A 12,572-nucleotide genomic window follows, 5' to 3' on the forward strand; every position below is an offset into this window, starting at 1 on the left:
GCCCCCGCGGAGCGACGGCGCCCCGGTCGTGCCCACCCGGGGCACGGCCGGGGCGCCGTCCTCGCCCCGTCCGCCGGCTCAGCCGATGGCGAGCAGCACGATCAGCACGACCACTCCCGCGACCGCGGGGGCGATCACCTCGTAGGCCCAGCGGACCGTGACCTCGCTGGGCGCGCCCTCCCGGCCGCCGTGCCGCTCCGCGAGCTCGCGCAGCTCGTCGACGACGCGGTCGGACCAGGCCCGGCTCGTGTCCGGGCCCCCGGGACGGGACCCCAGCGTCGCGCCCGGGTCCCCCGCGGCGGCGGCGCGCGACTTGGCCCGCGCAGCCCGCTTGCGGGCCCGCATCGACACCGGGACCGCCCACAGCTGGTACTTCCTGCCCTCCGCGAACAGCTCGGTCGAGTACCCCGAGCGCAGCCCCTCCACGGCGCCCCAGGACGCGGTGACGGTACGGAAGGGGTTGCGGACCACGAGCCGGTCGTCGCCCGCCCGGACGACCGGACGCAGGGTGAACGCGACGACCAGCGGCACGATCAGCAGCATCAGCGCGAGGGCCACCCACGGCGTGTTCCCCGTGCCGCGGACGACGGCGTCGATGCCGAGCCACAGCGTGATGGCGAGCATGAGCACGCCGCCTGCGACGCCGGCCGCCGAGCGGTAGGAACGCTCGGCGTACTTCGGCTGCCCGGGGTCGGGCTGCGGTTCGGGGGCGGGATTCTCGGAGCTCGTCATGAGATCAGATTGTGCCTGACCCCGCGCCTGCGCCCCGCGGGGCGGAGGTTGCGTTAGTGCATCGGCGTCAGCGACCGCTCACTCGTACGCCTTGTCCCGCGCGGAGTCGTAGACGACCTTGCCCCCCGCGTCGTAGCCCTTGATGTGCGGCAGCGCGTCCTCCGCCTGGGCCAGGACCCCCGTCGCGGCGAAGTACCCGTGGTCGAGCGCTGCCTGCTGCGTGACGCCGCCCCAGGAGACGGTGACCTTGGCGACGCCGGGCTCGACCGTGCCGACGCTGCCCCAGCGGAAGGGGAACCGGTACGGCAGCCCCGGGCCGGTGGCGGTGTCCTGCTTGTAGAGCCGGTAGGCGTTGTCGTCCGGCACGACGGGCCCGCGGCCGGGGTCGGAGGTGTCGCCCGAGCTGACGTTCACGCCCTGCGTCTCCCCGCCCTTGTCCGTGCAGATCAGCCGGACCGGCGTGCCGCCGGGGGTGCCGACCGCCACCACCCGGATGCCGTCGCCGGGTGAGTTCATGTCGCCGGTGGCGTTCAGCGCGAGGAGCACCCGGTAGTCCTCGGGCTTCCCGAGCTCCTGTGCGGCGGGCGAGTCCGCCTGCTGGTGCTGCGCGTCGAAGGCGAGGCACCCCTCCAGGGCCTCGGCCGCCCGCTCCAGCGTGATCCCGTCGGCGAGTTGCCCCGGTGTGACCGGAGCCGCCGGCCCGCTCGGTGCCGCGCTCGTGCGCACCGGTGCGGACGGGTGCGGAGAGCCGGCGCTCGCCCGCACCGACGGCCGGGCGTCCTGACCCGGCAGGGCGGCCGAACCGCCGCCCGGCTGGTAGTGCATCGCGACGGCCGTGCCGGGCACCACGACGAGTGCCGCCAGCCCGGCCCCGGCGGCGAACACCCGGCGTCTGCGGCCCGTCCTGCCCTGCCGCACGATCGTGGCGTAGGGCGCCTCGTGCGTGTGCAGTCCGTCCGTCTGTTCCTCCAGGAGCTCGCGCAGCCGCGCCTCGAACTCCGTGTCGCCGTCCGCGGGGCCGTGCCCCGTCGTGTCTCCCGTGTCCCTCATCGGGCCCCTCCTTCGAGCTTCGTGTCCTTCGCCGTGCCCCAGCGCCCCGGCCGCCTCGCCGCGCCGGCCCCCGCGCCGACGGGCTCCCCGGCCGTCACGGCCGTGCCCAGCCGGGCCCGCAGCTTGGCCAGGCCCCTGGCCGCCTGGCTCTTGACCGTCCCGGCCGAGCAGCCCAGGGCGTGGGCCACCTCCGTCTCGGACAGGTCGTCCCAGTACCGCAGCACGACCACGGCCCGCTGCCGGGCGGGCAGTTCACCGAGGGCGGCGAGCAGCTCCTCGCGCTGCGCCACCCGCGCCGTGGGATCGGCCCCCGCGCCCTCGGGCGGTACGTCCGTGAGCCGTTCGGCCACGCGTTTCTTGCGGAACCGGTCCTTGTTGCAGCTGATCAGGATCCGCCGCACGTACGCGTCCGGGTTGTCGCTGCGCTGCACCCGCCGCCAGGACCGGTACGCCTTGGCCAGCGCGGTCTGCGCCAGGTCCTCCGCGTGATGCCCGTCACCTGTGAGCAGGTAGGCGGTCCTGACCAGATGGGCCCATCTGGCGCGGACGTAGCCTTGGAACTCCGCCTCGTCGTCTGGATTCATCGATGACCCCCTTCACCCACCAGACCACCGGTTCCGCCGATTCGGTTGCCGGGCCCCCCGTAAGGGGCCGGACGGATCCGTCCGTGACGGTGACATTCGCTACGCGCGTAGATATGCTGGTCTGGTGACCATGCCCACCACTGTTCCCGCTCACGGCCCCGACGCCGCGGCCCGGCTGGCGTCGATGGCCGACGTCACGGCCTCCGACGCCGCGCTGCGCCGCTACCTGCACGGGCTGCCCGGCGTCGACGCGGTCGGCCTCGAGGCCCGCGCCGCAAGCCTCGGCACCCGTTCGATCAAGACCACGGCGAAGGCGTACGCCATCGACCTGGCGATCTCGATGATCGACCTCACCACGCTCGAAGGCGCGGACACCCCGGGCAACGTCCGGGCGCTGTGCGCCAAGGGCGTCAACCCGGACCCGACCGACCGCACGACCCCCAGGGTCGCCGCGATCTGCGTCTACCCGGACATGGCCGCGACCGTCAAGGAGGCCCTCGGCGACTCCGGCGTGCGCGTCGCCTCCGTCGCCACCGCCTTCCCGGCCGGCCGTGCCGCGCTGCCGGTCAAGCTCGCCGACACCGCCGACGCGGTGGCCGCCGGCGCCGACGAAGTGGACATGGTCATCGACCGCGGCGCCTTCCTCGCCGGCCACTACCTGAAGGTCTTCGAGGAGATCAAGGCGGTGAAGGAGGCCTGCCGCCGGCCCGACGGCAGCTCCGCCCACCTCAAGGTCATCTTCGAGACCGGCGAGCTGGCGACGTACGACAACATCCGCCGCGCCTCCTGGCTCGGCATGCTCGCCGGCGCCGACTTCATCAAGACCTCCACCGGCAAGGTGGCCGTCAACGCCACCCCCGCCAACACCCTGCTGATGCTCGAGGCGGTGCGCGACTTCCGCGCCGCCACGGGCGTGCAGGTCGGCGTGAAGCCGGCCGGCGGCATCCGCACCTCCAAGGACGCCATCAAGTTCCTGGTCCTCGTCAACGAGACCGTGGGCGAAGAGTGGCTGAGCAACGAGTGGTTCCGCTTCGGTGCCTCCAGCCTGCTGAACGACCTGCTCATGCAGCGTCAGAAGCTGAGCACCGGCCGCTACTCCGGCCCCGACTACGTGACGGTGGACTGAGAACTCCGATGACACAGACCAAGAAGAACCAGCAGCCCCAGCCGGCCGCGCAGCCGAAGCCGGGCTCCGCCTTCGCGTACGCGCCGGCCCCGGAGTCCCGCTCCGTCGTCGACATCGCCCCGTCCTACGGCCTGTTCATCGACGGCGAGTTCACCGACGCCGCCGACGGCCGGGTCTTCAAGACCGTGAGCCCCTCCACCGAGGAGGTCCTCTCCGAGGTCGCCCGGGCCGGCGAGGCGGACGTGGACCGGGCCGTCAGGGCCGCCCGCAAGGCCTTCGCGTCGTGGTCGGCGCTGCCCGGCTCCGAGCGGGCCAAGTACCTGTTCCGCATCGCCCGGATCGTCCAGGAGCGCTCGCGCGAGCTGGCCGTCCTGGAGACGCTGGACAACGGCAAGCCGATCAAGGAGACCCGCGACGCCGACCTCCCGCTGGTCGCCGCGCACTTCTTCTACTACGCCGGCTGGGCCGACAAGCTCGGGCACGCCGGCTTCGGCCCGGCCCCCCGCCCGCTGGGCGTGGCCGGCCAGGTCATCCCGTGGAACTTCCCGCTGCTGATGCTGGCGTGGAAGATCGCCCCCGCGCTGGCCACCGGCAACACGGTCGTGCTCAAGCCGGCCGAGACCACCCCGCTGTCGGCGCTGTTCTTCGCCGACATCTGCCGCCAGGCGGGCCTGCCCAAGGGCGTCGTCAACGTCCTCCCCGGCTACGGTGACGCCGGCGCCGCGCTGGTCGCGCACGAGGACGTGGACAAGGTCGCCTTCACCGGCTCCACCGCCGTCGGCAAGCAGATCGCCCGCACCGTCGCCGGCAGCCGGAAGAAGCTCACCCTGGAGCTCGGCGGCAAGGGCGCCAACATCGTCTTCGACGACGCGCCCGTCGACCAGGCCGTCGAGGGCATCGTCAACGGCATCTTCTTCAACCAGGGTCAGGTCTGCTGCGCGGGCTCGCGGCTGCTGGTCCAGGAGTCCGTCGCGGACGAGGTGCTGGACGCGCTCAAGCGCCGGCTGTCGACACTGCGCGTCGGCGACCCGCTGGACAAGAACACCGACATCGGCGCGATCAACTCCGCCGAGCAGCTGGCCCGGATCACCGCGCTCGCCGAGGCCGGCGAGGCCGAGGGCGCCGAGCGCTGGTCGCCGGCGTGCGAACTGCCCTCCGCGGGCTACTGGTTCGCGCCGACGCTCTTCACCGGGGTCACCCAGGCGCACCGCGTCGCCCGCGAGGAGATCTTCGGCCCGGTGCTGTCGGTGCTGACCTTCCGCACCCCGGCCGAGGCCGTGGAGAAGGCGAACAACACCCCGTACGGCCTGTCCGCGGGAATCTGGACGGAGAAGGGCTCGCGCATCCTCTCGGTCGCGAACCAGCTGCGGGCCGGTGTGGTGTGGGCCAACACGTTCAACAAGTTCGACCCGACCTCGCCCTTCGGCGGCTACAAGGAGTCGGGCTTCGGCCGTGAGGGCGGCCGCCACGGTCTGGAGGCCTACCTCGATGTCTGACAAGCACGAAAAGACCGAGGCGGCTCGGCTGTCCGTCTTCAAGACCTACAAGCTGTTCGTCGGGGGCAAGTTCCCCCGCAGCGAGAGCGGGCGGGTGTACGAGGTGACCGACGCCAAGGGCAAGTGGCTCGCCAACGCCCCGCAGTCCTCCCGCAAGGACGCCCGTGACGCGGTGTCCGCCGCCCGCAAGGCCTTCGCCGGCTGGTCGGGCGCGACCGCGTACAACCGGGGGCAGATCCTCTACCGCGTCGCGGAGATGCTGGAGGGCCGCCGGGAGCAGTTCGTGCGCGAGGTCGCCGAGGCCGAGGGGCTGTCGAAGTCCAAGGCGGCGGCCGTGGTGGACGCCGCGATCGACCGCTGGGTCTGGTACGCGGGCTGGACGGACAAGATCGCCCAGGTCGTGGGCGGCGCCAACCCGGTGGCGGGCCCGTACTTCAACCTGTCGAGCCCCGAACCGACCGGTGTGGTGGCGGTCGTGGCGCCGCAGGAGTCGTCCTTCCTCGGCCTGGTCTCGGTGATCGCCCCGGTGATCGCCACCGGCAACACCGCCGTGGTGGTGGCCGGCGAGCGGGCCCCGCTGCCCGCGCTGTCGCTGGGCGAGGTGCTGGCCACCTCCGACCTGCCGGGCGGGGTGGTCAACATCCTGTCCGGCCGCACCTCCGAGGTCGCGCCGACGCTCGCGGCGCACATGGACGTCAACGCGCTGGACCTGGCGGGGACGGTGGACGACGCCGCGCTCGCGAAGGAGCTGGAGGTCGCCGCCGCGGACAACCTCAAGCGCGTGCTCCGTCCACAGGCTGTGGACTGGGCCGCCGAGCCCGGCACGGACCGCATGACGGCCTTCCTGGAGACCAAGACCGTCTGGCACCCCGCGGGTACCGGCGCGGCTTCCGGCTCCGCGTACTGACCCGTTCCCCCGGCGGCCCGTCCCGTCGCCGGGGGGACGACGGCGCCCGCACGACCGGCGGCGGGCCCCCGCGGACGTCACGTCCGCGGGGGCCCGCCGCCGTACGCGTCCCGGAGCGGCGTCAGCCGCCCTGCAGGGTCCTGACGGTGTCGCCGACCAGCGGCAGGTCGGAGACCGTACGGCTGTCGGCGACCGGCTTGGTGACGTCCGCGGTGGAGACCGGCTTGAAGTCGGCGACCTGCGAACCCACGGAGTTGTCCAGCGGGTTGACGCTGGTCTGCGCGAACGGGTTGACCGGCAGGTGGTTCACCGTGCCGATCAGGGCCGACGTCGCCGCCCGGCCGGCCTTGGCGGCCGTGGCCGCTCCTTCGCTCTCGGCGTCCGCGTGCGCCGCCCCCGCCGAGGCGACGGCCGCGACGGACGACACCGCGAGGACGGTGGCGCGGAGAAGGGTGCGGGAGAACTGCGGCATGAGGATCCACCTGCCTGGTCGCCGGCCCGCCCACGGACCGGTCCCGGGACGGCGCGGCGACCGTCCCCGTACGCGACAATGACGTCACTCACGGTATTAGGTTGAACGTCACGCATCCAAAGCGTGTCCCGGCGGGTCACTCCAAAGGCGTAATGCGTCACACTGGTGTCCCGTGAGCTCTCGCCCTCCCGCCGCCCGCGTGATCCTGCTGACCGGTCCCTCCGGATCCGGCAAGTCCTCCCTCGCCGCCCGCACCGGCCTGCCGGTCCTGCGGCTGGACGACTTCTACAAGGAGCACGACGACCCGTCGCTCCCCATGCTGCCGAGCGGCATCGGCGCCGACTGGGACTCCCCGTCGTCCTGGAACGCCGACGCGGCGGTGGACGCCGTCGCGGAGTTGTGCGCCACGGGCCGGACGGCCGTCCCGGTGTACGAGATCTCCACCAGCTCCATCACCGGGCGGGCGGAGGTCGGCCTCGACGGGGCGCCGCTGTTCATCGCCGAGGGCATCTTCGCCGCCGACATCGTCGCGCGCTGCGCCGAACTCGGCCTGCTCGCGGACGCGCTGTGCCTGAGCCGGGGCGCGGTCACCACCGCGCGCCGCCGCTTCGTCCGCGACCTGCGCGAGGGGCGGAAGTCGCTGTCCTTCCTGCTGCGCCGCGGCTGGAACCTGATGCGCGCCGAACGGGACATCGTCGCCCGGCACGCGGCGCTCGGGGCGCATGTGTGCGACCGCGACGAGGCGCTGGAACGGATCGGTCGTGCAAATTTCCCACCGGTCGCCGTCCAGGTTTGAACGAAACGGCGCGCGGGTCCGTAAGGACATGCGTGAGGGAGCGGTGCGCACAGACCCCCCGCTGGGCGCGACCGCTCCCTCTTGCTTCCCCCGATCCCCCCGTGGGCTCCCCCGATCCCCCCGTGGGCTCCCCCGATCCCCCCGTGGGCCCCCGTTCCCCCCGGCGTCAGGCCACCAGCTCGCCGAACGCCGCCTCTTCGTCGACGCCCGCGCTGAGCGTCTGGTCCTCGCGCAGCCGGCGCAGGGAGCGCCAGATGCTGCTCTTCACCGTGCCGACGCTGATGCCGAGGATCTCGGCGATCTCCGGGTCGGTGCGGCCCTCGTAGTAACGGAGCACCAGCATCGTGCGCTGCGGCTCCGGGAGCTTGGCCAGTGCCTGCCACAGCACGGCCCGCAGTTCGGTGCCGCGCATCGCGTCCGTCTCGCCCGCCGTCTCCGGCAGCTCCTCGGTCGGGTACTCGTTGAGCTTGCGGCGCCGCCAGGCGCTGATGTGCAGGTTGGTCATGGTCCGGCGCAGGTAGCCGCCGACCGCGGCCTTGTCGCTGATCCGGTCCCAGGCCCGGTAGGTGGAGAACAGCGCGCTCTGCAGCAGGTCCTCCGCCTCGTAGCGGTCGCCCGTCAGGTGGTAGGCGGTCGCGTACAGGGAGGCCCGGCGCTCCTGGACGTACGCGGTGAAGTCCGCGTCCGCCGTGAAGCACCGCTCCCCCGGGATCTCCCGGGCCCCCGTGGCCTCCCCGCCGGCGACACCCCCGTGTCCCCCGTCTCCCCCGTGACCGCCCTCGACCGCCGTGATGTACGGCGGCCGGTTGCGGACCACCTGACGCCCGGTGCCACGAGCGCACCCCCGCCCGCCCGTGGCACCGGACTTCTCTGCGCCCCTGCCCGCGGTGTGCAGGCGCGGCTGAAGGACTGCGGTGGTCGTCGTGCTGTGCAGTGCGTTCATTTCGCGCCCCCCGTGGGTGGAGCCGGTCTGGTCTTCGTACCTGTCCGGCGAGGGCCGCCCGGTGGCGTCCCCGTCGATGGGCATTAGCCTGCCGTGCCAGTTTCATGGCGCTGTCCGCCGAGTGTCACAGCCCCGTCACAGACCACGGCGGTACCTTCCACGGGCCCTCTTGGGAGAGAATGCGAGCGTGCCTTTCCTGTTGCTGATCGAGGACGACGACGCCATCCGAGCGAGCCTCGAACTCGCCCTGTCGCGCCAGGGCCACCGTGTGGTGGCCGCGGCCACGGGCGAGGACGGGCTGAAACTGCTGCGTGAGCAGCGGCCGGACCTGATCGTGCTGGACGTGATGCTCCCGGGCATCGACGGATTCGAGGTGTGCCGGCGCATCCGGCGCACCGACCAACTGCCGATCATCCTGCTGACCGCGCGCTCCGACGACATCGACGTCGTGGTGGGTCTGGAGTCCGGCGCCGACGACTACGTCCTCAAGCCCATCCAGCCCCGCGTGCTGGACGCCCGCATCCGTGCCGTGCTGCGGCGGGGCGAGCGGGACAGCACCGACTCGGCCGCCTTCGGCAGCATCGTCATCGACCGCTCGGCGATGACCGTCACGAAGAACGGCGAGGACCTGCAGCTCACGCCGACCGAGCTGCGGCTGCTGCTGGAGCTGAGCCGCCGGCCCGGACAGGCCCTGTCCCGGCAGCAGTTGCTGCGCCTGGTGTGGGAGCACGACTACCTCGGCGACTCGCGGCTGGTGGACGCCTGCGTGCAGCGGCTGCGCGCCAAGATCGAGGACGTGCCCTCGTCGCCGACCCTGATCCGTACCGTCCGGGGTGTCGGGTACCGCCTGGACGCGCCGGCGTGAGTCAACCGCTCAACGAGGACCGCGAGGACACGACGGGTGACGACGGCGCGGACCGGCGGCTGAGCGGCTGGAGGTCGCGGCTGCTGCGGCTGACGAGCCTGCGGCTGCGGCTGGTCGCCGTCTTCGCCGCGGTGGCCCTGGCGGCCGCCGTCTCGGCCTCCGGCATCGCGTACTGGCTCAACCGCGACGCCGTGCTGACCCGCGCCCAGAACGCCGCCCTCAACGACTTCCGCGCCTCGATGACCCGCAACGCGGGCTCGCTGCCCCGGCACCCGTCCTGCGACAAGCTGGCCGACGCCGCGCGCAACATCGGCAGCAGCACGCAGAACTACCAGGTGCTGCTGATCGGCACCGGCCCGGACGGCGAGCGCTGCGCGACCAAGTCGCAGAGCGACGGCTTCTCGCTGGACGCCGTCCCCTCCACGCTCCGCAAGGCCGTCAGCAAGCGCAACCCCAAGGCGGGCGACCCCGCCGAGTACCACCTGTACTGGCAGCGGGTCACCCGCAACGGCCAGCCGTACCTGGTGGGCGGGGCCAAGGTGATCGGCGGCGGGCCGACCGGCTACATGTTCAAGTCGCTGGAGGCCGAGCGGAAGGACCTCAACTCGCTGGCCTGGTCGCTCGGCATCGCCACCGCCCTCGCCCTGATCGGCGCGGCGCTGCTGGCCCAGGCCGCGGCCTCCACCGTGCTGCGGCCCGTGGCGCGCCTCGGCGACGCCGCCAGGCGGCTCGGCGAGGGCAAGCTCGACACCCGGCTGCGGGTCACCGGGACCGACGAACTCGCCGAGCTGTCACGGACGTTCAACCGCACCGCGGAGCGGCTGGAGCGGCGGGTGGACGAGCTCAGCCAGCGCGAGGCGGCCAGCCGCCGCTTCGTCGCCGACATGTCGCACGAGCTGCGCACCCCGCTGACCGCCATCACCGCCGTGACCGAGGTCCTGGAGGACGAGGCGGACTCGCTCGACCCGATGATCGCCCCGGCGGTGCGGCTGGTGGTCAGCGAGACCAAGCGGCTGGGCGAGCTGGTGGAGAACCTGATGGAGGTCACCCGCTTCGACGCGGGGACGGCCCGCCTGGTCATGGACGACGTCGACGTCTCCGACCTGGTCACCGCCTGCATCGACGCCCGTGCCTGGCTCGACGCGGTGGAACTGGACGCGCCGCGCGGCATCATCGCGCTGCTCGACCCGCGCCGCATCGACGTGATCCTGGCCAACCTGATCGGCAACGCCCTCAAGCACGGCGGTTCGCCGGTCCGGGTCAAGGTCCGGCAGGACGGGGACGAGCTCGTCGTCGAGGTCGCCGACAACGGCCCCGGCATCCCGGAGGACGTGCTCCCGCACGTCTTCGACCGGTTCTTCAAGGCGGACGCCTCCCGGGCCCGTTCCGAGGGGAGCGGCCTGGGCCTGTCCATCGCCCTGGAGAACGCGCACATCCACGGCGGAGAGATCGCCGCGGCCAACGACCCTGCCGGCGGTGCGGTGTTCACGCTGCGGCTGCCGATGCGCACCGGGGCGGGCCAGGCGGCGGAGACCGAGGAAGGGAACGAGAGCAAGTGACGCAGCCGTCCCGGGGCGCCGCCCCGGACGCCCCGGCTCCGACGTCCGCGGGTGCCGCCCGCCGTCGGCGCGCCCCGCTCCTCACCCTGCTCGGCGTGGTCCTGCTGGCCGGCTGCGGCATCCGCACCACCTCGGTGCCGGTGGACGCCGGGCCCGCACCCTCCCGTGTCTCCTGCGCGGTGCCGGACGAGGAGGCGACCGCCACGGCGACGACCTCGGCGTCGCCCCGCGGGCTGACCGCCCGGGTGTACCTGGTGTGCAGTGCCCAGGTGGCCGCGGTGAACCGCTCGGTGCGGACCGAGGGCCTGGACCAGCTGGGCACGGCCGTGCTGCTCCTGCGCGAACTGCAGCACAAACCGCGCGGCGGGGAGTCGTCGGCCGGCTTCACCACGGCCGTGCAGGGCGACCTCGCGGTGGAGGGACCGCGCCGCGACGACCCGCGCGGCTCGCTGCGGCTCAGCGCCCCGCTGGGCGACCTGCCGCCGTTCGCGCTCGCCCAGCTGGTGTGCACCTACGCGGGGACGGCCGCGAGCTCCGTCACCGGCGGGGTGCTCCTGGGCGGCCCCGACGACACCCCGGTGCGCCGCTTCACCTGCACCGGGGACCTGCGCACCGACCCGGAGGCGGCCGAGACCGCTGGAACCGCCGTGAAGTGACGGACGTCCTTCCAGGCGTGCGGCGCGACGGCTCTCTCCCGAAAGTGCGCGCGGTGGGCCTGGTACTCGCCGCGGTCCATCTGGCTCTGGTCGGGTGGCTGATGTTGCGTCCGCAGTACGTGCCCTGGGTGGACGCCCCCAACCTCCGTCCGTTCGCCAGCATCCGCTCCGACCTCGCCCTCGGGCCCGCGGAGGCGGCCCGCCGGATCGGCGCGGGGCTGGCGCTGCTGGCCCCGCTGGGTGTGCTGCTGCCGATGGCGGGCGGCCGGGTGCGGGTGTCGGCGCCGGGCTCGTTCGCGCGCACGGTCTTCGCGGGGCTGATGATCTCGCTCGCCCTGGAGTTCGTGCAGACCGGGGTGCCGGGCCAGATATTCGACGTGGACGCCCTGCTGCTCAACACGGCCGGGGTCGCGCTGGCCCACCTCGCCGTGGTGCCCGCGGTGCGCGCCTGGGTGCACCGGCGCAGCGTCCGCCGGCAGGCCCGGCTGACCGGCACTCAGGGGCGGACCCCGAGGATTCCCAGGGTCGGGATCGCACCGTAGAGCGACGATTCACGACGGTATGCGCTCGTACGGTGATGTCATCGGCCGGAGAGACCGGCCTGGACTCCCGAAGGAGCACCCACCATGTCCGCACTGGTCCGCCCCCGTCACGGCCGGATGATCGCCGGGGTCTGCGCCGGGCTCGCAGACCGGTTCGGCACCTCCGCCACCACGATGCGCGTGATCTTCCTGCTGTCGTGCCTGCTGCCCGGGCCGCAGTTCCTGCTCTACCTCGCGCTGTGGCTGCTGCTGCCGAACGAGGGGGGCACGAAGGCCGCCGTGTGACGCCACGGCCCCGGAGCACCGGCGGGCCGCACCCCTCACGGGTGCGGCCCGTCCGCCGTGCGTACGGCCGGTGCTCAGCCGCCGATCGGCAGGCCCTGCAGCGGGAGCTGACCCAGCGGCAGCTGCCCGCCGACCGGGAGGCCGCCGAGCAGGGTGCCCAGGCCCTGGGGGGCGTTCTGCACACCGGGGACGAGGTTGGTCGACTTCGGCAGGCCGCTGGTGACGGCGTCGACCGGGACCGCCTTCGCGACGTTGGCGACCGGCACGGAGGCCGGCAGGGCCGAGGCGTCCGGCAGGCCGAGGTTGGCTTCCGTCGGAGCGGCGGAGGCGACGCCCGCGGCGGCCCCGACGAAGGCCACGCCCAGCGCGGCGGCACCGAGAGTCTTGACGGTTCCGGTCTTCATGGTTGCGATCCTCGTGATGGGGGATGGTGCGTCCGCCGCGGAACACACGGATGGTGTTCGCGGGATTTCGGAACGTAGCGACGGAACGCGGGGCGGTGCAAGCAGCCGCGCGCGGCCGCCCGGGGCCCGGACCGGCCCGCACCGGAACGGCGGGC

General features: G+C 73.3%; 15 protein-coding genes. 9 read left to right on the plus strand and 6 right to left on the minus strand.

Annotation, left to right across the window (positions count from 1 at the left end; all coding sequences use genetic code 11):
- Positions 1-78 precede the first annotated feature (78 nt).
- The 3 genes from ACFZAU_RS06890 to ACFZAU_RS06900 all read right to left on the minus strand — a co-directional run bounded on the left by ACFZAU_RS06890 (position 79) and on the right by ACFZAU_RS06900 (position 2,366).
- Positions 79-732 carry a PH domain-containing protein gene (locus ACFZAU_RS06890; protein ID WP_500459087.1) on the minus strand — a complete coding sequence of 218 codons (654 nt, stop codon included), beginning with the start codon at positions 730-732 and terminating at the stop codon, positions 79-81.
- A gap of 78 nt (positions 733-810) precedes the next feature.
- Positions 811-1,782, minus strand: a complete 972-nt coding sequence (locus ACFZAU_RS06895; RefSeq protein ID WP_500551367.1) for a hypothetical protein — start codon at positions 1,780-1,782, stop codon at positions 811-813.
- Positions 1,779-2,366: a SigE family RNA polymerase sigma factor gene (locus ACFZAU_RS06900; protein WP_500459085.1), complete on the minus strand. Its 588-nt coding sequence runs from the start codon at positions 2,364-2,366 to the stop codon at positions 1,779-1,781. Before ACFZAU_RS06900 ends, ACFZAU_RS06895 begins: the two co-directional genes overlap by 4 nt.
- Before the next feature lie 130 nt (positions 2,367-2,496).
- Between ACFZAU_RS06900 and deoC the strand changes: the two genes are divergently transcribed.
- The 3 genes from deoC to ACFZAU_RS06915 are packed head-to-tail and all read left to right on the plus strand — an operon-like array spanning position 2,497 to position 5,895.
- Positions 2,497-3,492 (plus strand): deoxyribose-phosphate aldolase, encoded by a 996-nt coding sequence (gene deoC / locus ACFZAU_RS06905; RefSeq protein ID WP_500551600.1) that lies wholly within the window; start codon positions 2,497-2,499, stop codon positions 3,490-3,492.
- 8 nt (positions 3,493-3,500) lie between these two features.
- Positions 3,501-4,988 (plus strand): aldehyde dehydrogenase family protein, encoded by a 1,488-nt coding sequence (locus ACFZAU_RS06910; RefSeq protein WP_500551368.1) that lies wholly within the window; start codon positions 3,501-3,503, stop codon positions 4,986-4,988.
- Complete coding sequence (locus tag ACFZAU_RS06915; RefSeq protein WP_500551369.1) at positions 4,981-5,895, plus strand: aldehyde dehydrogenase family protein; 915 nt, start codon at positions 4,981-4,983, stop codon at positions 5,893-5,895. Before ACFZAU_RS06910 ends, ACFZAU_RS06915 begins: the two co-directional genes overlap by 8 nt.
- 121 nt (positions 5,896-6,016) lie before the next feature.
- On the opposite strand, the gene ACFZAU_RS06920 is transcribed toward ACFZAU_RS06915, so the two are convergent.
- Positions 6,017-6,367 carry a hypothetical protein gene (locus ACFZAU_RS06920; protein WP_499606630.1) on the minus strand — a complete coding sequence of 117 codons (351 nt, stop codon included), beginning with the start codon at positions 6,365-6,367 and terminating at the stop codon, positions 6,017-6,019.
- A gap of 172 nt (positions 6,368-6,539) precedes the next feature.
- Between ACFZAU_RS06920 and ACFZAU_RS06925 the strand changes: the two genes are divergently transcribed.
- Entirely contained in the window at positions 6,540-7,163 is a 624-nt protein-coding gene (locus tag ACFZAU_RS06925) for an ATP-binding protein (RefSeq protein WP_499606629.1), read from the plus strand.
- 166 nt (positions 7,164-7,329) lie between these two features.
- On the opposite strand, the gene ACFZAU_RS06930 is transcribed toward ACFZAU_RS06925, so the two are convergent.
- Positions 7,330-8,106 carry a SigE family RNA polymerase sigma factor gene (locus tag ACFZAU_RS06930; RefSeq protein ID WP_500459080.1) on the minus strand — a complete coding sequence of 259 codons (777 nt, stop codon included), beginning with the start codon at positions 8,104-8,106 and terminating at the stop codon, positions 7,330-7,332.
- A gap of 187 nt (positions 8,107-8,293) precedes the next feature.
- Here ACFZAU_RS06930 and ACFZAU_RS06935 point away from each other — a divergent pair, with 187 nt between their 5' ends.
- From ACFZAU_RS06935 to ACFZAU_RS06955, 5 genes are all read left to right on the plus strand, one after another.
- Positions 8,294-8,971, plus strand: coding sequence for a response regulator (locus ACFZAU_RS06935; protein ID WP_500459079.1), 678 nt, complete (start codon positions 8,294-8,296; stop codon positions 8,969-8,971).
- A gap of 83 nt (positions 8,972-9,054) precedes the next feature.
- Entirely contained in the window at positions 9,055-10,530 is a 1,476-nt protein-coding gene (locus ACFZAU_RS06940; protein WP_500551601.1) for an ATP-binding protein, read from the plus strand.
- Positions 10,527-11,186: a hypothetical protein gene (locus tag ACFZAU_RS06945; protein WP_499606627.1), complete on the plus strand. Its 660-nt coding sequence runs from the start codon at positions 10,527-10,529 to the stop codon at positions 11,184-11,186. The genes ACFZAU_RS06940 and ACFZAU_RS06945 overlap by 4 nt, the downstream gene beginning before the upstream one ends.
- A gap of 53 nt (positions 11,187-11,239) precedes the next feature.
- Positions 11,240-11,728, plus strand: coding sequence for a VanZ family protein (locus tag ACFZAU_RS06950; RefSeq protein ID WP_499606626.1), 489 nt, complete (start codon positions 11,240-11,242; stop codon positions 11,726-11,728).
- 84 nt (positions 11,729-11,812) lie between these two features.
- A complete protein-coding gene (locus ACFZAU_RS06955; protein ID WP_500459077.1) occupies positions 11,813-12,013 on the plus strand; it encodes a PspC domain-containing protein in 201 nt (66 codons plus the stop codon).
- A 74-nt stretch (positions 12,014-12,087) separates the two neighbouring features.
- Here the strand turns inward: ACFZAU_RS06955 and ACFZAU_RS06960 are convergent, their stop codons facing one another.
- Positions 12,088-12,417 carry a hypothetical protein gene (locus ACFZAU_RS06960; RefSeq protein ID WP_500459076.1) on the minus strand — a complete coding sequence of 110 codons (330 nt, stop codon included), beginning with the start codon at positions 12,415-12,417 and terminating at the stop codon, positions 12,088-12,090.
- Positions 12,418-12,572 lie beyond the last annotated feature (155 nt).

Origin of the sequence: Streptomyces sp. NPDC008238, from assembly GCF_042956445.1 — a bacterium.
Lineage (GTDB): Bacteria > Actinomycetota > Actinomycetes > Streptomycetales > Streptomycetaceae > Actinacidiphila.